Source organism: Paenibacillus sp. 2TAF8, from assembly GCF_052114825.1.
GTDB lineage: Bacteria > Bacillota > Bacilli > Paenibacillales > Paenibacillaceae > Paenibacillus.
In genome coordinates, this window is the sequence record NZ_JBFRFN010000025.1 from 64,501 (window position 1) to 84,966 (window position 20,466).

At 45.7% G+C, this 20,466-nt stretch carries 18 protein-coding genes and 1 pseudogene; all 19 read left to right on the top strand.

Features of this window, described 5'->3' with window-relative positions:
- The first annotated feature begins 7 nt into the window (after positions 1–7).
- Positions 8–697, top strand: a complete 690-nt coding sequence (locus tag AB4Z30_RS25655) for an iron-dependent peroxidase (RefSeq protein ID WP_441930267.1) — start codon at positions 8–10, stop codon at positions 695–697.
- A gap of 32 nt (positions 698–729) precedes the next feature.
- Positions 730–3,381 carry a molecular chaperone gene (locus AB4Z30_RS25660; RefSeq protein ID WP_441930268.1) on the top strand — a complete coding sequence of 884 codons (2,652 nt, stop codon included), beginning with the start codon at positions 730–732 and terminating at the stop codon, positions 3,379–3,381.
- A gap of 31 nt (positions 3,382–3,412) precedes the next feature.
- Positions 3,413–4,186 (top strand): DNA and RNA helicase, encoded by a 774-nt coding sequence (locus AB4Z30_RS25665; protein WP_441930269.1) that lies wholly within the window; start codon positions 3,413–3,415, stop codon positions 4,184–4,186.
- Positions 4,187–4,220: 34 nt separating this feature from the next.
- Entirely contained in the window at positions 4,221–4,859 is a 639-nt protein-coding gene (locus tag AB4Z30_RS25670; RefSeq protein WP_441930270.1) for a hypothetical protein, read from the top strand.
- Positions 4,860–4,874: 15 nt separating this feature from the next.
- Entirely contained in the window at positions 4,875–6,290 is a 1,416-nt protein-coding gene (locus tag AB4Z30_RS25675) for a phage baseplate assembly protein V (RefSeq protein WP_062835598.1), read from the top strand.
- Between the two features lie 35 nt (positions 6,291–6,325).
- Positions 6,326–7,432 (top strand): pentapeptide repeat-containing protein, encoded by a 1,107-nt coding sequence (locus AB4Z30_RS25680; RefSeq protein ID WP_441930271.1) that lies wholly within the window; start codon positions 6,326–6,328, stop codon positions 7,430–7,432.
- Between the two features lie 8 nt (positions 7,433–7,440).
- The gene (locus AB4Z30_RS25685) at positions 7,441–7,947 is read left to right on the top strand and encodes a hypothetical protein (protein WP_441930272.1); all 507 of its coding nucleotides are present in this window, start codon (positions 7,441–7,443) and stop codon (positions 7,945–7,947) included.
- Positions 7,948–7,962: 15 nt separating this feature from the next.
- Positions 7,963–8,397 carry a DUF4280 domain-containing protein gene (locus tag AB4Z30_RS25690; RefSeq protein WP_192269236.1) on the top strand — a complete coding sequence of 145 codons (435 nt, stop codon included), beginning with the start codon at positions 7,963–7,965 and terminating at the stop codon, positions 8,395–8,397.
- A gap of 2 nt (positions 8,398–8,399) precedes the next feature.
- Entirely contained in the window at positions 8,400–11,807 is a 3,408-nt protein-coding gene (locus AB4Z30_RS25695) for a YwqJ-related putative deaminase (RefSeq protein WP_441930273.1), read from the top strand.
- Positions 11,808–12,078: 271 nt separating this feature from the next.
- Entirely contained in the window at positions 12,079–12,198 is a 120-nt protein-coding gene (locus AB4Z30_RS25700) for a transposase (RefSeq protein ID WP_441930275.1), read from the top strand.
- Between the two features lie 440 nt (positions 12,199–12,638).
- Entirely contained in the window at positions 12,639–13,109 is a 471-nt protein-coding gene (locus AB4Z30_RS25705) for a toxin-antitoxin system YwqK family antitoxin (protein ID WP_192269218.1), read from the top strand.
- A complete protein-coding gene (locus AB4Z30_RS25710) occupies positions 13,078–13,779 on the top strand; it encodes an endonuclease V (RefSeq protein ID WP_192269215.1) in 702 nt (233 codons plus the stop codon). Before AB4Z30_RS25705 ends, AB4Z30_RS25710 begins: the two co-directional genes overlap by 32 nt.
- A gap of 232 nt (positions 13,780–14,011) precedes the next feature.
- Positions 14,012–14,230 (top strand): Imm3 family immunity protein, encoded by a 219-nt coding sequence (locus tag AB4Z30_RS25715; protein WP_441930276.1) that lies wholly within the window; start codon positions 14,012–14,014, stop codon positions 14,228–14,230.
- 283 nt (positions 14,231–14,513) lie between these two features.
- Positions 14,514–14,993: an antitoxin YezG family protein gene (locus tag AB4Z30_RS25720; protein ID WP_441930277.1), complete on the top strand. Its 480-nt coding sequence runs from the start codon at positions 14,514–14,516 to the stop codon at positions 14,991–14,993.
- Positions 14,994–15,138: 145 nt separating this feature from the next.
- Entirely contained in the window at positions 15,139–16,554 is a 1,416-nt protein-coding gene (locus tag AB4Z30_RS25725; RefSeq protein ID WP_441930278.1) for a phage baseplate assembly protein V, read from the top strand.
- Between the two features lie 36 nt (positions 16,555–16,590).
- On the top strand, positions 16,591–17,697 hold the full coding sequence (locus AB4Z30_RS25730) for a pentapeptide repeat-containing protein (RefSeq protein WP_441930279.1): 1,107 nt from the start codon (positions 16,591–16,593) through the stop codon (positions 17,695–17,697).
- Positions 17,697–18,212 carry a hypothetical protein gene (locus tag AB4Z30_RS25735; protein ID WP_441930280.1) on the top strand — a complete coding sequence of 172 codons (516 nt, stop codon included), beginning with the start codon at positions 17,697–17,699 and terminating at the stop codon, positions 18,210–18,212. The genes AB4Z30_RS25730 and AB4Z30_RS25735 overlap by 1 nt, the downstream gene beginning before the upstream one ends.
- A gap of 15 nt (positions 18,213–18,227) precedes the next feature.
- Positions 18,228–18,662, top strand: a complete 435-nt coding sequence (locus AB4Z30_RS25740; protein WP_441930281.1) for a DUF4280 domain-containing protein — start codon at positions 18,228–18,230, stop codon at positions 18,660–18,662.
- A gap of 2 nt (positions 18,663–18,664) precedes the next feature.
- Positions 18,665–20,466: pseudogene (locus tag AB4Z30_RS25745) on the top strand (hypothetical protein); the annotation flags it as partial.

Here is a 20,466-nt window from a genome sequence, read left to right on the forward strand (position 1 = left end):
GTACAGCATGAATTACATCTGGGATCTGATTATTCGAGCTAAACGTGATGGAACCGATCTGCGCGACGTAACCTTTGTGCCAGCACGTGTATATTCGCCTTATATGGAACTTAGCCAGACAAACCTGAATGCTTCAGGCGTGGAAGGCACGGTTGAAGTCAATCCGTATTATCGCTTTCTTGATATTTTCCGGGACCTGTTCGATATCAATAATGAAGAGCAGGTGGAGTTGCGGGAAGCGCTCTTTGATCTGGTTATTCATTTTCTGGCGAATATGGATTTGATGCAGGGGATGAACAAGAGGGAGTATTATATTCGCTTCATTCTGAAGGATATGCATTCGGGTGTATACGGGGATCGGGTTCGGCGGCGAATGGAGCTGTTCGGACAGGAGGAGCAGGAAGTGATCGCCTGCAATATGCTCCGTTTGTATGATACGGGAGAGGCGGTTCATCTGCTGAGGGATACCCTTGTTCGAATGTTCCCGCGTTCAACCCTTTATGCCAATTGTGAGGAAAAGGATGAATTGCTTTTGTATATTGGTCAGGTAGAACGTACGGAAGCGAAGGAGAAGCTGGAACTGATTCTTGAACTCTTTCTGCCGGTTCGTTTCGACACGGAAATATACTGGGGGCATCATTTTGGCATTCTGGATGTGGACTATACGATGATACAGGACGGGATTGCCCTATATTAAGCAGCACCAGCAGTTGTAAGGAGGAAGTATAGATGAACGGCTATTCATACCGATTGTATCCTGATGCCACGAGCAGGGAACGTTCCAGAGGAACCATGCGTTATACGCGCGAAGAATTGATGGACATGACCACATTCCAATTACGAAACATTTGTTACAAGGAACGGTTAATTGAGGGATTGGGCCCTCGGACGGAACGGGAAGAACTGATTCGGATTATTTTAAAATTTCTGGGAGCGGACGATGTATTGTGGATCGATCAGTCTGTTGAAGGCGGATTCGAGCGTATACAAAAGGCTATCTCTCGTCATATGACGGCGCCCATGAGCAGTGATGGAGGCATTAGTGTACCGGCCCGACTGATTCTGTACGAAGGATTGAACGTGGACAAGCTGGATCGATATGTGGTCACGGCACCGGGTGGATTAACCGAATCCAACGTACTTTTAGTCAATGAGAGCATGGAGCTGTGTGGCATCTTCAACCTGGTTAAGGACGACTCCGTATCGGGAACCTTTTATTTGACGGCAGGAAGTGGGTCGACCTGGAAGAAATCGGGCAACAGACAGTACAGTCTCCTCTTTTTCCGGAAACGCGACTCGGAGTATCTATATCAGATCTATTATTCCAGCAGACCGCTTCCACCGGTTCATATTCAATATACTCAAATCCCACTGGCAGATCTGGACATCCGGGAGCTTGAACCGACAGAAGCAGTGCTTGCAATTGATTTTGGCACCTCCAATACGACGGCAGGCGCCTATTTGCATAACGGTTATATTCAGGCGCCAAGTAGCCAGGATTTGCTGAATGGACGAGTCCGTATGGATGCCATCAACTATGTTGCTTTTCCCGACCCTACATACAAAGATACGGACTGGATCGAGGTCCTGCCTACGGCAATCGGTGTGGCGGAGTGCTCGGATCCAGCGAACATTCGTTACGAGTTCGGATATGAAGCGTTGCGAAGCATGCGTCGGGGAGGGTACAGCAGCCGGGCGAGTGTCTTCCGCAGCATGAAGCGCTGGGTGAACAATTACAACAAAATGGAAGAAATCGTCGATGTTCATGGCAATGCGGCTATGGTTTCTCGTATGGACCTGTTGCGTGCGTACATGAATTACATCATCCGAACGGCAGAGCATCAGTTCAAGTGCAAGTTTCGCCATGTGCACTTTACGAGTCCCGTGAAGATGAAAGTGCAGTTTTTGCAGATGTTCGGAGAGATGCTTCCGGATTATCGGATTGAGCAGACGTATGCGCTAGATGAGGGAATGGCTGTGCTCTATAACACCCTTGCTGACGGGATGGAACGTGGTGCTTTCATGGAAGGGCAGACGTATCATGCGCTCGTAATTGATTGTGGCGGTGGAACGACGGATTTATCCTCCTGTGCCTTTACGATCGAGGATGGACATATGGCGTACAAGCTCGATATCCATACGACCTACGAAAATGGGGATACGAACTTCGGAGGTCACAACATTACCTATCGTATTATGCAATTCATGAAAATTGTATTCGCCGACTACTATAGCGGACGCCGTCAGGTGACGGATATTGATAGCCTGATTGAGGCACCTGGTGCGGATGTGTTCCGTCAGGTGGACGAAGAGGGTGTGAAGTCCGTTTATCAGAAGCTGGAGCAACGCTATGAGGAGGCAGAACACATCATCCCGACTGCGTTTGCGCGTCGAGAGAACCGTTCACGGGATGAGTATTTGCGGGTAAGAGGAAACTTCTACTTCCTGTGGGAAATCGCAGAAGAGATGAAGCAACAATTTTTCCGCAAAACCGGCATCTTGCGTAACCGATTCCACTCGGAGATGGAGGGCGACGGGGACAGTGATCTGCAGATCACCACCATGGAGCGTTGGTTCCTCTCGGTAGAACGGAATGGGGAGTTGAAGGATGAATATGAGTTCCCCGATGTGGTGTTCAATATCAAGGAAATTACCCAGCTGATTAAGGCCGATATCTATGAGGTGGTTCGCAAGTTTTTGGATGATTTCTATCGGCAAGGGCGGATGAACCAGTACTCGATTATCAAGTTGACAGGTCAGTCCTGTCGAATTGATGTATTTCGGGAAGCATTGAAAGAGTTCGTTCCAGGCAGAAGCATTGAGTTTCGGCAAAAACCTGCGGAAGGGCGTGTGCCTGATCTTAAACTTGCCTGCCTTCGAGGGGCGATTCGTTATCTGAGTGCACGCAAAACGGGAAGCGTTCAAGCCGACATCACGCATGATGCCGCTGTAATTCCGTATACCGTAAGTGCCTACACGCATAATGGACGTGAAAAAATGCTGATCAGCAGTCTGGATCGGAGTGATGGCATTCCGGGTAGCATTTCCCGTCCATTCGAGACGGCAGAAGTGGAGTTATACCTTAGCGGAAGTGATGGCCAGTTGAGACAGAAGTTCGTATATGCCAACCGTCCGGATTTCTATAAAGAGGTGCTTTATGAAGACATTCGGGATCGATACGGAGATAAAATTCCGCAGGATGATACGGATTCCATCGTGAATGGAGAGACAAAATTTTTTGTCTTTCCGGATGATCGTCATTGGGGCTTCCATGTGTTGCCTGTAGCTCGTAGAAATGAACGGCTGTATCTGGGATCGCAGAAGCTGCTTCCATTTGAAACAGACTTGTCGGAACTGGACTTCTTTGACGGAATGAAGTGAGGACCACGAGCAGAAAGGAGGAACATCGCTCATGTTCACATATTCGTATCCGCATTTTAACAAGGGAAGAATTCTGAAAACATCCATGTTGGAGGGACTACGCGATTTTCCCAGAGACTATATCGAACTGTACTATTGCGGTCATGCAGATGGCATTCTTGCAGGTGCAGAGGTAGACGTGTTCCCGGACAAGCTGGTCGTTGCTCCTGGGATGGTGCTGCATAAAGGAAGGCTTTATATGTTGACAGAACCTATGGAACTGGCATACCAAGCTACGGGAAGGGTCAATGTGCTGAAGCTTCGGTTTACCGCGGAGGAGACCGTGAGTGACATGACGATAAGCCATTCGGAACTGCTCTTGGATGAAGAGACAACGTGCACATCGAGAGAGTTGGAGCTGGCTCGATTCAAGCTGAAGGAAGGGGCGCGGCTGCGGCGGGACTATCAGACCTTTGCCGACTTGGCAACGGAGTTCAATACGCTGCATGTCATTCATGTTCCTTATGCAGCCGAGGGAGCAAGCACCTTATCTCCGGTTGTCATGAAGGATTATGCCGAGAGGTTGCTTCGAACGGGGACCTCTGATCCCCAGGATCTGGTCTTCGCCATGATGTGTCTCAATGAAGGAACGGTTGCACGTAGCGTCATTTTGCATCACATTGCCAGTCGATTGGGGCTGGAGCACAGAGAATACGATAATGCGCAGATTCATCGATATCTGGATCGCATACTCGCGAATGCAGGTCGGGGAACGGGACGTTCGGGTATGCCGGTGGGTGGACCACATCGTATGATTGTGGATTGAAATTTTCAAGAGAATGGGAGGATGGAATTCGTTTATGGAACATATGGATCGCAAAATCATCCCGATGTTATATGGCAAAATATTGAACGGTGAACCTCATCAGGGAACAGAGACTAGAGATGTTGAAGCCTCTGCTGAATCAAGTGAAGTTAAACCATTCGAGCCAATAACGATGATACACCTTGAACAGGAAACGATACATCTGAGAAGAACGGAGCTATACGAGGGAAAGGTTACAGTATCTCTTCCCCGCACATTTCGTTTGGTGACAGAAAGAGAAGCTCAGTTAAAATATCCGTCGTCCCATCGTCCTGAATGGATCTATACCAATGATTCGGGAACGGTCAACTTTACGTTCAAGACATTGGATCATCGTCTTGCTCCGGAAGAGTTGAATTCCTTTACGGAATCGATGGCTGACGTGATTCGTGCAACTCAACCTGTACGAGAATGGAAAAAACACGGTGTTCGAGTGACGGATGCTGGTCTTTCCACGGGTTACTGCCAATTCGCTGTTCAGGGGTTGAATGATCAAATTTATAACCATATGGTGTTCACCATTTTAGATCAGAAAGTCCTTGTTTATGGTTTTAACTGTACGGACGATGAGAAGAGAAATTGGATGGAACCCGGTGGTACACTTCTGGATACACTCATTGTCGAAATGAATTAGAGAGGAGCTGAGTCCATGAGCCTGACGTATGAAAATCTGATTATTGAACCTTATGAGCTAGTACATCTGCAAGAATTGACAATCCGCAAAAAGATGAATGAGCACACCCGCCTTGTTTTCAAAGGTATGGTATCCGAGGAATGGAAAGATCGTTATGTGGATGTTACGGATAAGAATACCCCGATTGAAGTGTGGCAAAAGGACGAGGAGGGGAACAAAAGTCCGCTATTCAAAGGCATTCCTTTATCTGTAGAAGTGCAGGTTGTGAGGGGCGTATATACGCTCCAGGTTGAAGCAATCTCACATACGTACCTGATGGATGTCAAAAAGCGAACCCGTACGTTTCAAAACATCCAGATGACGCTCCCTGAATTGTTAAAGGAGCTGGATCAGGATTATCCGGGACTGGACGTGATCGATGAGGGGACCGGGGGAGCCAAGATTGGCAAGGTTGCCGTGCAATATCAGGAAACAGACTGGGCATTTCTCAGAAGACTGGCTTCCCGATTTCACACGAGTCTGATGCCTGCGGCTCAATTCGACAGCCCCAAATTTTATTTCGGCGTATATGAGCATGGTAACTCGATTGAGCTGGATAATACACGTTATACCGTCCACAAAAATATGACTCCGTTCATGTACTTCACGGAGAACGAGACCGTTAATGTGAATGAAAGTGACTTCATTGTATACGAAGTGGAGACAGATCAAGTTATGGAACTGGGACACCATATCTCATTCCGAGGCAGAAGTCTGTATCTTACGGAAGCTTATACGGAACTTGCCGGAGGTATTTTAAAGCATAAATACGTGCTAAGTCTTCACAAAGGATTGCGACAGAAGACGTACTACAATCCACTGATTGCTGGAAGCTCATTAATGGGACGCATATTTGCGGTACATGGCGGACATGTCAGAGTACAACTGAATTGTGATAAAGAACAGGAAGCGGAGAATGGACTATGGCTACTGTATCAGTCTCCCTATATTTCTGAGGGGCGGACCGGATGGTACGTGATGCCAGAAATTGGTGATCCGGTGGCGGTGTATTTTCCAACTCAGCATGAAGAAGAGGCGTATGCTACGCCAGCGCCCAGACTAGATACACAGGTGACGGGAACGAACCAATTGAACAATCCGGATCACAAAATTTTTCGCACACCCCATGGCAAGGAGATTAGACTGACACCAGACTCCATTGTTATCACTGGAAAAGAAGGAGAAGTGTTTATCCGATTGAGTGGAGATGAGGGCATTCAAATCAAGGGCAACCAGCAAGTCACAATGTCTGCAGGGGGCAGCCTTTCCCTGAAAGCAGGAAAGAAAATGATATTGTCTGCCGGTTCTCAGTTACTTCTTGAAGGTGGAGGGGGGACATTCCGATTGGATGGGCAGGCACAGATGAGTGGTTCTGAGGTGAAATCCAACTAAACATATGTATTTGTAGTCGAGGGAGGGGGGAGCAAATGAACCGAAAGGATTCGTTGAAGCACTTTTATGCCGATCAGGTGGAGCCAGAGCGAGTCAGGCTGATGGAGGATTTAAGGCGTACATTAGAGAGCAGATCAACCGAATTGACGGCAGAATATATGGAACATTTCAGAGAGTTTATTAAAGAAGTTGCGCTTGCTCAAGAGGTTAGGACAAAAGAGAAAATCGCCTACATCCAGTACTCTATATTGCGAACGGAAGTACTGGGTGGGGCGATGAATGTGCTGGTTGAGGCTTGTGATTCGTCGTGGTTGCTGGACCGCAGGCCAGTTCGAGCGTTCTATTCTGCACAATGGGCCTATGAATGTGTAGAACGGATGATCGAAAGATTGAAACAGACTTTAGCTTCTTATCAAGGTGCCGTGACGGCTGTGGAACTGGAAGGTATTCGGTTGCAGCAGGTACCTTTGGTGAACCGGTATCTCGTCTATTTCATCCGACGATGCGGCTATTTGCTAGAAGACATGGAATTGCATTTGCAAATGAAACTTGAACATAACTTCGAAGTACGTGTAGGGGAGTATCTTGATGCGAGCGAATGCGTATTCCGATTGGATCAGAGAGAGCGAAGCATTGAAGAAATTGGCGAGGAACTGGAGGAAAGCAATGGTATTGCTGTCATGTATGCGTATTTTCAAGGACTGAGTATGTCGGAAATGGAGTGCAGCGACTTGGACTTTCGTTTCAGCAGATTTGAGAATATAGATTTGAAATTGACCGATTTTCAACGTTGCATGCTTGTGGGCACACGCTGGCGGAATTGTGAAATGGAAGGGGTGAACTTCTCAAATAGTCTTATTTATGGAGCGGATTTCAGTGGTTGCTCCCTACAAGGGGCTGTATTCAGAGGTGTAGTTGGAGATATAGGACGCCCAGAGGGACTTGTACAGGGACCTGGGTATGATGCAGTTAACTTCAAGAATTCAAACCTGAAAGGAGCAGATTTTAGAGGGGCTGACCTTCGAGGTGCCAACTTCAGCGGAGCTAATCTGGTAGATACACTGTGGAGTAATGCCAATATTGAAGGGGCGATTTTTGACAATGTCGAAGGGAGGACAGGGTTATCCAATACTTTCGCTTAATGGCAGATTTGAGATGGATTCATCGCGCTGAGACTGAGCCCGTAGGTGAACTTCAGCGAAGGGTATGGAGTCAGGCTTTTCAGGATTCCAACATCGATCTTAGGGCGATCAGCTTGAATGTCCGCGGTGGAGTTCATGTGGATTATACGGATTATATGGAACATCCGATTCCGCTCGTATCAGATCGTTTACTTGAAGTGTTAACGCTATATCAGCCCCGCCTGAAGCGCAGGGCGGCTGTCCTTACGGACAGGGAGCGTATGACCCAGGAAATATATTGGGCGATTCATCCGCCAGAACTTGCAAATGTGCTGTCACCTCATACAAAGCGGCGCATAGACGGCAGTTTGGAACAGATCGTTCTTAGACGAGAAATGGTAGAGGTCCCTTTGTTCCAATTAGTGGACCTGCGCGAAACGGTCATGATCGTGAATCTTGCATTGGCAGAGAGTATTCTGCGTCGGGATATCACAGGTGTTCGACTGGTGAAGCTGGAACAGGAGCTAACAGCTTAGAAGGGAGAGAGTAAGATGGCGCTAAAACAAGAATTAGACACGCAGATTCAAAGTGCTGGAGATGCACCTAAAAGCTATGTCGTTGCTGGCGCAATTTTGAAATGCAACTGCGGCACACAACGAACACGTTTGAAAATTCCATTCAGTCATGGGGTTTATATTAAAGGCAAGGCACAAATGACGGTCGAGGATTACATTCCCGGCATACATATCGGTTCTTTCGGCAACTGCTCCAATCTACTGAATCCTGCTGTAGAGACCAGTACAATGGTTGATATTTATGGAGTCAAGAAAGCCCCGTGTACGCCCGTTTTGACCATGCCCTGGCTGCATGGCAAGGGAGATACCGAGGTAGAAGGGAAAGCAGCCCTGCTCAGTCAATGTACGCATAAGTGTCTGTATGGTGGAGATATCGTGATTGAAGATGACGGGCAGCAATTGGACTTCTAGCCATGGACGAATTGACAAAGGTTCTACAAGATCGTATTGGATACGAACAACTTCGCCTGTATTGGCCATATAAGGCCCAATGGTTGGAAGAAGTACGCATTACACGTCAGGTGAACGAGCACGCGAAGTTGTACGTCAGTGGAGTCATTCCTGAAGAAGATGGTCCGGGTATCCTTCGCATTCAGGCTGAAGGGGAACCGATTGTGCTCAGGCAAGTTGATGAAGCAGGAAAGTCTGTAAGACGTCTCTTCCATGGTGTCATGACGTCTCTTAAGGTTCATCTGTCTGGAGGAATATATCGATTTGAGATCGAAGCGTTATCTAATACATATCAGATGGATATTCATATTGCAGAACGGGCCTTCCAAAACAGGGGTTGGACATTTGGAGAGCTTGTCCGATTCATTATGAAACCATACCGATATTCTGACGTCATAGATCAGGTAACGGGGAATACCCAATTAAGCGGACTTGTTTTACAATATAAAGAAACCGACTGGATGTTTCTGCGAAGGCTCGCATCCCGGTTTGGCACGTTCTTAGTTCCCGAAGTGACGGCTGCCTCACCCAAGATCTTTTTTGGTCTACCGACAGGAAGGTTATGGAAATGGCCACAAGATCAATCCTATCGTGTCCGGAAAGAGCTGGGAGAAATGCGATGGTATGGTTCAGAGGTTGAGGAGAAATATGTGATCCGAAGTCCCAAGGGTAATCAGGGTATTCTACAGTACACGATGGACAGTGCCGAAACCTATGCGCTGGGTGACAAGGTTGAATTTCCTGACGGCAGGGAGCTCACGGTCGTTGAAGCTGTATCGCGCCTCGAATCAGGTCTGCTGATGACCTCCTACCGTATGATGCTGGAAGAGCAGATGCGTACACCGAGATGCGAGCTTTCAGATCTGATCGGTCTGTCCCTGTACGGAGAAGTTGTCCGGGTGATACAGGATCACGTACAAATCCAATTACCTATGGACGATGGCCCCATGATGCAAGGTGCTTCATGCCCATATCCAGTAGCACCAACCTATGCAGCGGAAGGACATAGCGGGCTGTACATGATGCCGGCGATCGGGGATACCGTAGAACTGTATTTCCCCGAGAGTCTGGAATCCGGGGCGTATATTCGCCATTCCGTTCCGGAAGGCAAACGTTCTGTTGGAGGTGGCACGGAGCATAAAGTTATAGGTCATCCTGCCGGGCCCTCGGTCGGTATGTCGCCTGAGGAGGTGAAGGTGCAGGCCGGATCAGGTCTGATGGTTACCCTTAACGATCAGGGCGTAATATTGTCCAGTCCGGGTAACCTTTCGATTCAGGGAGGCAACATTACGCTGGAAGCTGAACAGATTCAGGGTTCTTCGCCAGAAGCGATCTGGCTTATAGGCGGAGGGAGCAGCTTCATCCTGGATGGACAGGCCGATGTACGAGCAGCCCAGATTCAGCAGGAGGGGAGCAACAAGGCACCTGTGCACGTCGCTGATTTACCTCCAGAGCCAGAGCCGCCGCTGATTCCACTGGAGCAATATGAAGCGGCTCAGGCTGCGGCGCTGGCTGCCGAGACGGAAGCCGCTGTGCAGGCATCCACAACAAGTATGAAGGAAGCGTCTTTATTTGGCGCAGCGTTAGCCATTACCGCAATGATTCCCATCGTCGGTGCCCTTGGGGGAGCTGTAGGTGCAATAGTTCAAGGCGTAGGTATTGCTGCCGTAGCAGCGGGGGTGATCTCGGGGGTACCGAAAGTGGGGTCATTCAAGCCTTCGGCGCTTAGCTTGCTAGATCGATTGAAAGCCGGGTTCACCCAATTCGTGCAAGATGAGCAGGATGCCAAGCGCAACTTACTGGGCAAGGTGCTGACAGCAGCACGTGAATTGTCTACGGCGACGTCGTTTCCAGACTTTATTAAGAAACTGCATCAGCAACATCAGGAGATTAGTACGTTCGTCCATCAGATTTCTGAACCGATTAAGAAAAAGTGGGTGTATCAACAACAGCAGGCGAACATGGAAAAGGGCTACCGTATGGCATATGATTACGAATGGAAAATATGGAAGCCCGTGGGCGAAAATGGGGATAGCGACCATGCCGCCATGCAAGCGTATGAGAAGGATAAAGGTAGCCTGGATTATGCCACGCTGAAACAGGACCCACATCCCGTGGAACCTGTGCAGGATATATACCAACTGCAGATTAAGGCGTTTGAGTTGGGGATTCACCCCTTTACAGGTGAACCTGTTTCAGATTCCTATGCCCAGATGATGATCACTATGCTCAAATGGAATCAAGTCGGTATGGGCGTGCAAATGGTCGTGGGCAGCATGTACAGTGGCAAGAGTATGTCTAAGAGCCCAGCGATGAACTCGGCAACCAGCCAGATGATGAGAAACATCCAGAATGCGGAAGCGGCGAGTAAGAAGACGAGTGTAGGTAACGGGTTAGCCACAGCGAAGTCATTTATTCAGAAAAAATGGGAAGAGAGTCAGAGAGTTGGTATTGTCCCGGGGGGCTTCTTATCGAATCATGATTCGAAAAAACCAAGTTCAGGCACCTTATGGAAAACCAGCGGTAAAGATGGAGTCGGTTCCAATGCCGGGAAACCTCCCAAGACTGCGCCCGAAACTCCGGAGCCGACGGTAAAACCCGGTTCAACCGCCGTGCCTGAAAAACCAGCAGGCTCAAAACCAAACTCTTCGAATAAGGACACAGACGGTTCAAGTGCGAAGCCGAAAGATGCAACACCGAAGCCAGAAAGTTCGAAATCGAATCCGGTTAACAATAAAGCACCGAATGAAGTGAATACCTGGAAGCCATCTTCAACCAAGAAGAAAGATGTGTCTAAGTTAAAAGAAGACACTAAGCCGCCACAGCCAAAGGAAAATGATGATCCTAAACCGAAGGATAATCAAGAAGGTCCTGATGAGAAGGATGAAAATGCTCAAGATAGAATTAAATCGAATTTTACACCAAGAGAAGTTGCAAATCTTAAGGAGTACGTTATAGAAGAAGCTCAAAGGCTAAAAGACAGTGGGCTTACGAATAAGCAATTAGGTCCAGCAGTTGCAGGTTCATATGATAAGAATACAGGTAAGTTTTATATAGCAATTAATGACGTAAAGGGAGATATACCAAAAGATCTACATCCAATTATTGAAGAAAGAATAAAAAATATGCCAAAAGATGTATATGATTCATATAGCCAATTTACACATGGCTCAGGATCTCATGCTGAGGTATATGCTGCTAATGAGGCTTTATTAGCTAATCCAAATTCTAGTATTAAAGATCTAATCATATATGTTATAAGACCTGGAGGTGCAACAAAACCTGTAATGGATATACCTTTTAAAACGTGCCCACATTGCAATTATATTTTAAAAGGATTTAACGTTATCTCAGATTTAGACGGATTGTAATTATGCAGCGCGACACCGACTGGAAATAAAAAAAGGGTCTATGGTTGGATCGATGTAAAATAAAGATTTATAAACCATATTAAAATAAGATGAATAATTGTGATAATTCATTTTTTGTGTTTTAGACTTGGGGGAAAGATTTTTAATTTCCAAGGGTGAGGTCTAAATCCACTGTATTTAGACGGTAACCGCTTTAGCCTTAAAAAAATCTAGAAATACTTTCACTACAGAGGTGAGAGTATGGAAGGATACTAAAAGGAACAGCCGCGCAGTGTATGAGATCAAGTATCATGTAATCTGGCTGACTAAATATCGATATAAGGTATCGAAAGGTCCTCTGGCGATAAAAACACGTGAGTTGTTTCTCCAAGAATGTGAAGAAGAGGGATAGGCATCTTGCAGGGAAGTGTAGGGAAGGAACATATTCATCTGTTGTTAATGAGTCCATCTATCTCGGTCTCAAGTGAAATTTTTCCGTATCTAAAACATTTATGGGCACCCGAGTATTTTTGTAGAACAGTAGGAGCAGAAACGTAAGAAATGGTCAAGAATACATGAAAGAGCAAGGAAACGATAAAATCGACGAAGTATTTAAGATTGAAGAGTGAGTTTCAGTCACGAACTTGAGATTGCTTTAGCAAGCGAATATTTCAGTTCATTTGAGTGTAAAGTATGACTTTCAATCGCCTAGATAATTCCTTGTACTTTAGTACAAGGTGGTCTAGTAGATCATCATGTATCTGATGCAATGCTGTTGATGTTTTTTTTATTTTATTGAATATACGTTGAATAGAACAGTATTTAGTCAACAAGAAAAGAGGCAATTTGAAAATGTTGGATTATAATCTTCTTTCCATAGAAGAAGTGTTGTTAGAAGGGATAGAATTTGCAGGAGAGGTTTGTTTTTCTGGTAAGCATGGGCAAGAAGTATTTGATAAACCTATAGAGGATGGTGGTAATCCAATATCAGGTCTTTTATATGAAAGATATAAAAATGGTAATTTGGTTTATTACAGTTATTATAAGAATGGTGTGGCGGAGGGAGATTATGTGGAATTTTATAAAGACGGCAAAATTGAGAGTTTTCAACAAATGATTAAGGGCGCTGTACATGGTAAATCTGTTTGTTGGTATGAGGATGGTAATATAAAATCAGTTGCAGAATGCAAGTACGGTTTTAAGCTAACATACAAAGAGTGGGATGTAGAAGGACAATTAATAACAGAAAAAACTGAGCCGAGTGTTTTTGAAAAAGAAATGATAGATAAGTATGACGCATGGGCTGAGCAAGATGGAAAATAACACAATAGAAATATTCAAGAAAATGCAAAATGATTTGTCTCGAAATATAAAGTTGGAGAATAGTTTTAGTATGAATGAGATACGATTAATTGCAGGAATCGATTTAGCATACTGGGAGGAAAATGAAAAGACACTTGCAGTATGTTGTATATGTGTCGTTGATCTTTTTAGCAAAGAGGTAGTTGAGACAAAGTTTTTGAAAGCGGAAATCGAGGTACCGTATATACCCGGATATTTATCATTTAGAGAGTTACCTTTAATTATGAATACATTTGTTTTTTTAGAAAAAGATCCGGATATTATAATGTTTGATGGGAATGGATACTTGCATCCTCGAAATATGGGAATTGCGACACATGCTTCTTTCTATCTTAATAAACCAACAATAGGTATTGCAAAAAGCTACTTGAAAATTGAAGGGGTTGATTTTATTATGCCCGATGAAGAAGAAGGGGCTTTCTCTGATATTGTGATAAATCACAAAATCTATGGGAGAGCATTACGAACACATAAAAGTGTAAAGCCCATTTTCGTCTCCTGTGGTAATTGGATAAATATCGATACTGCTACAGACCTTACATTAGCGTTAATTAATAAGGAAAGTAGACTCCCTGTACCAATCAGACAAGCAGATTTAGAAACAAAAAAAATGAGGAAAAGATTCAGATGATTCTGTAAAATAGTTTGTGGAAACACTGTAGTGTTTGAATATTATTTAATAATCATACCGAATACCATAATATGAGTAATATACTTATATTATGGTGTTTTTTTATAGCATTAGAAACTCTGAGAGAGCGTTCAGGTAAGCTGATTTGATGGTGGATATCGGTAAAACAGTAGTATCCTTATTTAGAAGATGATACTTAACGAATTTGAAACAACAATGAATCTCGGTATTTTTGAAAAGCATAATAGTTCTAGTTTACGGTGAGATATTATTAACGTATGTAGTGGTGTCTTATAAATCTAAAGAGTATTTGTTAAAAGAATTGAAAGACTTGAGTCATCATCAGCTAAAGGATAAGTTGTCTTTTGAACAATTTAATGATCTTAATACACGCAGAAAGGTAATATTAGAGCATATTGAACAGAAGACTGTAACAACTATACTAGATTAGAATTCGCATTAATGTTGTTGTTTCATTTTATTCGTGATTGCACTGTGGATGAAGGAGAAAAATGGGTATTCAAACCCAGCAATTTTGATCTTTGGTAAACGAAGGTTTTGTTCAAAGTGGAAAATAGAAAACAAGTACTAGAATTGGTGATAGAACGATCTCTATATTTTGAATTTTTATGTAAATGTGTTTAATCATTGATAGTTTGATTGTAGAGTACCCGATAGATGGAGTAGGACAAAGAAAATTACAATAGAGAATCAAATTGGAGGTTAGAGGAATAATGGAGCTACAGATGGATCAGCTTTATCCCATGATAGCAGAGGATATTCTAAGTATGATACCTAGTGATAACTGGAATGAGATTTACTTGTACGCCGAAATACTAGATGGATCCAGAGAGGTATACTTTTATTTCAACACTTCTGAGAATGAGGAGTTTATATACTCTCATGATATTCCTGAAAAATATAGACTGAGTGAAAAAACTTATGATAACTTATTATTAGAATTACAAACAAAATTTAAAGAATTAAGACAAATTTTCATAGACAATGATCAAGAGGCGTGGACAAATTTAACCTTAACATTAAAGCATCCTGGTAAGTTAAAAATTCATTATGATTATGAAGACGTAATAGCTTCAGAGGTGACCCCAACTCAAAGACAAATGATTTTTGAATATAAATATTTAGGTTTGCTTCCTGAAAAAGAAAAGAATAAACAGTTTGTAGAGAATTATTTAAATAGTCATAATAAATAGCTGTAGAATTATCCTAAACAATTGCATTACATGTGAACAGGTCAACTTTGGTTATATACAACCATAATTGTCCTGTTTTTTTGTTATTATCCAAAGTTACTCGCAAATGTTTGCGATCCATTGAAGTTGAAAGGAGATGGGCAACATGAGTTTGACTTATGAGAATCTGATTATTGAACCATATGAACTGGTGCATTTGCAAGAACTGACGATCCGGAAAAAAATGAATGAGCACACTCGGCTCGTGTTTAAGGGCATGGTGTCTGAGGAATGGAAGGATCGCTATGTCGATGTTACGGATAAAAATACCCCAATTGAAGTGTGGCAGAAGGATGAGGAGGGCAACAAGAAGCCTCTGTTTAAAGGCATTCCACTAGCTGTTGAAGTACAGGTTGTCAGAGGGGTTTATACACTCCAAGTGGAGGCCATCTCGCATACATACCGAATGGACATTACCAAACGAACACGTACTTTTCAAAATGTCAAAATGAAGTTGCCTGATTTGCTTGAGGAGCTGGGTCAGAATTATCCGGGTCTGGACGTGATTGATGAGGGGACGGGGGGAAGCCAGATCGGGAAGGTTGCTGTGCAGTATCAAGAAACGGATTGGGCTTTTCTCAGAAGACTGGCTTCTCGATTTCACACCAGCTTGATGCCGGCGGCTCAGTTTGAGAGTCCCAAATTTTATTTTGGCGTCTTTGAACACGGAAATTCAATTGATCTGGACCATACACGTTTTACAATCCGCAAAAACATGGCACCCTTCATGTACTTTACGGAAAACGAATCAATAAAGGTCAACGAATCGGATTTCATTATATACGAAATTGAGACAGATCAGGTGATGGAGCTTGGACATCATATTACTTTCCAGGGCAGAAGTCTATATGTGACGGAAGCATATACCGAGCTTGTGGGAGGAATAGTGAAGCACCAATATGCACTCAGCCTTCATAGAGGGTTAAGGCAGAAGACATATTACAATCCGTTTATTGCCGGAAGCTCTTTACTGGGTCGCATCCTTTCGGTACATGGTGGTCATGTCAGAGTTCAGCTGGACTGTGACGAACAACAACAGGAGAATGAAGCATTGTGGTTGTTGTATCAGTCCCCTTATATCGCAGAGGGTCAGACAGGCTGGTATGTCATGCCTGAAGTGGGTGATCCGGTGGCCGTCTATTTTCCAACGCAAGATGAAGAAGAGGCATACGCGACAGCAGCACCCCGTATGGATAACAAGGTAACCGGAACGAACCAATTGAATAAACCGGATCACAAAATTTTCCGTACGCCTTATGGGAAAGAGATTAGGCTGACCCCGGACTCCATTTCCATTAGTAGCAAAGACGGTGAGGTGTTCATTCGTCTCAGCGGGAACGAGGGCATTCAGATCATAGGAAACCAGCAGGTCCAGATGACTGCCGGGGGCAATATCTCGCTCAAAGCCGGGAAGAAAATAACGTTATCTGCCGATTCACAATTGTTGCTCAAAGGTGGGGGAGGAACATTCAAGCTGGACGGTCAGGCTAAAATGAGCGGATCGGAAGTGAAGGCCAACTAACCTAACATGGCATGCAGGGCGGAAGGGGGAGTTCCAATGGATCGCAAGGAATCTTTGTTACATTTTTATACCCATCAGGTGGAGCCAGCTCGGGTCAGACTTATGGATGATTTGCAGCATACGCTGCAAACAAGGCATACGGAATTGACAGCCGATTTTCTGAGTCATTTCAGGCTTTTGATTCAGGAAATCAGCGATGCCCAGAAGCGTGGAGCAAAAGGGGGGATCGCTTACATTCAATATTCTATGCTGCGAACAGAGCTTCATGGGGGAGCGATGAACATCCTGGTCGAGGCTTGTGATGTTTCATGGTTGCTGGATCGAACGCCCATCCGTTCGTTCTATTCTTCTCAATGGGCCTATGAGTGTCTTGAACGGATGCTCAATGGATTACGAGAGGAACTCCCTCGTTATCAAGGAAGTGTTGGAGTGGTAGAACTGGATCGAATCATGCTGCGGGAAGCGGCATTGATGAATCGTTATCTTGTGTATTTTATACGTCGTTGCTTTCGTGAGCTGGAGGATGTTGAATGGCACTCCCTTATGGAAACAGAACAGATATTCGAAGTGCGTGTGGGAGAATATTTGGATGCCAGCGAGTGTGTATTTCGTATCGATGGAAGGAACAGGAGCATTGCAGAGATTGGTGAAGCATTGGAAGAAAGCGACGGCCTGGAAGTCATGTACGCGCATTTTCAGGAAGTGGATATGAGCAATATGATATGTAGCGATCTGGATTTTCGTTACAGTCGCTTCGAACGTATTGATCTGCATTCTACCGATTTTCAACGCTGTGTTCTGATAGGGACACGCTGGCGCTATTGCAGTCTTGAAGATAGCGATTTCACTGGCAGCATTCTATATGGCGCGGATTTTAGCGGCTGCTCACTGGAAAGAGCCGTATTCAGGGAGATCATAGGGGAAGCGGGGCATCCGGAAGGATTAGCTCAGGGACCTGCTTATGATGCGCTTAACTTCGAGAATTCGAACCTTTCGGGTGCAGACTTTCGTGGGGCCAGTCTTCGTGGAGCCGTATTCCGTGGAGCGAATCTAACCAATACGTTATGGGAAGGTGCTGATGTGGAGGGGGCAATTTTTGACGAGGGCGAGAGGAGGATGCCGTTATCCGATACTTTCGTCTAATGACCGACCCCAGATGGATAAACCGCGTCGAGACAGAGCCTGTCGGGGAATTGCAGCGCAGGGCCTGGAATCAGGCTTTTCATGATTCTGGCAGTGAATATACCGCTATGAATCTGTATGTGCGAAGCGGGCTCCATGTGGATTATACGGATTATTTGGAACACCCGCTTCCAATGGTTTCAGATCAATTACTTGAAATACTTATGCTGTACTGTCCACAGCTCATACGAAGGGCCGCTGTATTAACAGACACGAAGCGTATGACACAGGAGACATACTGGGCTATTCACCCTCCTGCACTTGCAAACGTGTTATCCCCCCATACCCGTCGCCGTATAGATGGGACGCTGGAGCGAATTGTACTGAAACCGGAATTCTCCGAGGCACCATTTTTTCAATTAATGGAGCTGCGAGAAACTGTGATCGTTGTCAATCTGGCGTTGGCGGAGAGCATTCTGCGACGAGATGTCACAGGAGTGCAATTCATTCCATTGGAACTGGAGCACACAAATTAGAAAGGAGAGGTTAGGATGGCGCAAAGTCGAGATCAGGATGTTCAGATTCATGCAGCTGGAGAAGGCGCTAAAGGATATGTCGTTGCAGGTGCAATTCTTAAATGTAGCTGCGGGACACAGCGCACACGCCTGAAGATACCGTTCAGCCATGGCGTATACATCAAGGGGAAGGCAAAGATGACCGTTGAGGATTATGTCCCAGGTGTTCATATAGGCTCGTTTGGCAACTGTTCCAACCCGCTTAATCCTGCGGTAGCTGCAAGTACGATGGTTGATATCTATGGAGTAAAAAAAGCACCATGTGTTCCCGTGCTGACGATGCCCTGGCTTCACGGAAAGGGTGATACTAAGGTGGAAGGGAAAGCTGCCCTGCTCAGTCACTGTACGCACAAGTGTCTGTATGGCGGAGATATCGTCATAGAGAACGACGGACAGCAATTGGACTTTTAACGATGAGTGAAAACAGGGGAAAGAAACTCGACCAGATTGGGTATGAGCAGCTCCGTTTATATTGGCCCTATCGTGCACAGAGGCTGGAAGGTGTACAGATTACCCGTCAGGTGAACGAGCATGCGAAACTTTACGTTAGCGGTATCATTCCGGAAGAGGATGGACCTAACATTCTTCAGGTACAGGCTGAGGGGGAACCGATTGTACTCAGACAAGTCGATGAAAATGGCAGATCGGTGAGGAGGCTCTTTCACGGGGGAATGATCTCGCTATCGGTTCATCTGTCGGGAGGGGTCTATCGATTTGAGCTTGAAGCTTTATCTAACTCCTATCAAATGGATATCCGAATGGAGGAACGAGCCTTTCAAAACAGAGGGTGGACGTTCAAAGAACTCATTCAATTCATTATGAAGTCTTATCGATACTCAGATGTCATAGATCAAGTTACCGAAAATACCCAATTAAGTGGACTTGTATTACAATATAAAGAGAGCGATTGGATGTTCCTGCGCCGGCTTGCCTCAAGGTTCGGCACAGTGCTGGTGCCCGAAATCACGGCCGCATCACCTAAACTGTTTATCGGGTTGCCATCGGGGAAGGTGTGGAGGTGGTCAGAAGACCAGCCTTATCAGGTTCGCAAGGAACTCGCTGGAATGGACTGGCATAGCTCTGGAACGGAGGAACGATATATTGTTCAGGGTTCCAGAGGTACACAAGGTCTGTTACAGTACACGCTGGCAAGTCCCGAGACTTACGCATTGGGAGACAGGGTTGAACTTCCGAATGGTAAAGAGCTGACCGTGGTGTATGCTCATTCACAGCTGGAGTCGGGGCTGCTTATGACAACCTACCGCTTGATACCGGAAGAGCATATTCGCGTACCCAGATGTAATCTGTCCGATCTGATTGGCTTGTCATTATATGGCGAGGTGACCTGGGTGATTGGTGATCACGTTCAGATCCAATTGCCCATCGACGAGGGCCCCATGGCACAAGGTGCCGCCTGTCCCTATCCGGTAGCACCAGCCTATGCTGCGGAAGGACATAGTGGACTATACATCATGCCGGAGATCGGGGATACGGTGGAATTATATTTTCCGAGCAGCCTGGAATCCGGGGCGTACATTCGTCATTCCATCTCAGAGGGCAAACGTTCCGCTAACGGAGGGACAGACCATAAAGTCTGGGGGCATCCTGCCGGAAGTTCGATCGGAATGTCGCCTGAGGAGGTTACGCTGCAGGCCAGATCAGGCTTATCGATTACCTTGAATGATCAGGGTGTCGTATTGAACAGTCCAGGGAATCTATCGATTCAAGGAAGCAACATTCTGCTTGCGGCTGGGAAGATTGAAGCCACGGCTCCAGAAGCGATCTGGTTGCTTGGTGGTGGGGGCAGCTTTATTTTGGATGGGGAGGCCAACGTTCGAGCGGGTCTGTTGCAGCAGGAGGGGAGCAACAAAGCACCTGTTCATGTAGCGGATCTGCCACCCGAGCCTGAGCCACCGCTGATGCCCATAGAGCAGTACGAAGCGGCTCAGGCCGCAGCCGCGGATGCAGCAGTGACCCAAGCTTCGATGACAAGCCCGAAGGATGTATCCTTGGTTGGAGCAGCGCTGGCTCTCACAGCAATGATTCCGGTGATGGGTGCTTTAGGGGGCGGTGTTGCTCAGGCAGCCGTTGGTATGGGTATCGCTGCCGTTGCCACAGGTCTCATCGGAAGCGTGCCACAGATCGGCTCCTTCAAGCCTTCGGCTCTGAATTTGTTAGGCCGATTTGTAAACGGGTTTGTGGAACAGCAGCAGCA

What these genes read in the sequence shown, in the direction of transcription:
- AB4Z30_RS25655 (WP_441930267.1), top strand. Translation starts at nt 8, where the DNA reads ATGAATTACATCTGGGATCTGATTATTCGAGCTAAACGTGATGGAACC.
- AB4Z30_RS25660 (WP_441930268.1), top strand. Translation starts at nt 730, where the DNA reads ATGAACGGCTATTCATACCGATTGTATCCTGATGCCACGAGCAGGGAA.
- AB4Z30_RS25665 (WP_441930269.1), top strand. Translation starts at nt 3,413, where the DNA reads ATGTTCACATATTCGTATCCGCATTTTAACAAGGGAAGAATTCTGAAA.
- AB4Z30_RS25670 (WP_441930270.1), top strand. Translation starts at nt 4,221, where the DNA reads ATGGAACATATGGATCGCAAAATCATCCCGATGTTATATGGCAAAATA.
- AB4Z30_RS25675 (WP_062835598.1), top strand. Translation starts at nt 4,875, where the DNA reads ATGAGCCTGACGTATGAAAATCTGATTATTGAACCTTATGAGCTAGTA.
- AB4Z30_RS25680 (WP_441930271.1), top strand. Translation starts at nt 6,326, where the DNA reads ATGAACCGAAAGGATTCGTTGAAGCACTTTTATGCCGATCAGGTGGAG.
- AB4Z30_RS25690 (WP_192269236.1), top strand. Translation starts at nt 7,963, where the DNA reads ATGGCGCTAAAACAAGAATTAGACACGCAGATTCAAAGTGCTGGAGAT.
- AB4Z30_RS25695 (WP_441930273.1), top strand. Translation starts at nt 8,400, where the DNA reads ATGGACGAATTGACAAAGGTTCTACAAGATCGTATTGGATACGAACAA.
- AB4Z30_RS25705 (WP_192269218.1), top strand. Translation starts at nt 12,639, where the DNA reads ATGTTGGATTATAATCTTCTTTCCATAGAAGAAGTGTTGTTAGAAGGG.
- AB4Z30_RS25710 (WP_192269215.1), top strand. Translation starts at nt 13,078, where the DNA reads ATGACGCATGGGCTGAGCAAGATGGAAAATAACACAATAGAAATATTC.
- AB4Z30_RS25720 (WP_441930277.1), top strand. Translation starts at nt 14,514, where the DNA reads ATGGAGCTACAGATGGATCAGCTTTATCCCATGATAGCAGAGGATATT.
- AB4Z30_RS25725 (WP_441930278.1), top strand. Translation starts at nt 15,139, where the DNA reads ATGAGTTTGACTTATGAGAATCTGATTATTGAACCATATGAACTGGTG.
- AB4Z30_RS25730 (WP_441930279.1), top strand. Translation starts at nt 16,591, where the DNA reads ATGGATCGCAAGGAATCTTTGTTACATTTTTATACCCATCAGGTGGAG.
- AB4Z30_RS25735 (WP_441930280.1), top strand. Translation starts at nt 17,697, where the DNA reads ATGACCGACCCCAGATGGATAAACCGCGTCGAGACAGAGCCTGTCGGG.
- AB4Z30_RS25740 (WP_441930281.1), top strand. Translation starts at nt 18,228, where the DNA reads ATGGCGCAAAGTCGAGATCAGGATGTTCAGATTCATGCAGCTGGAGAA.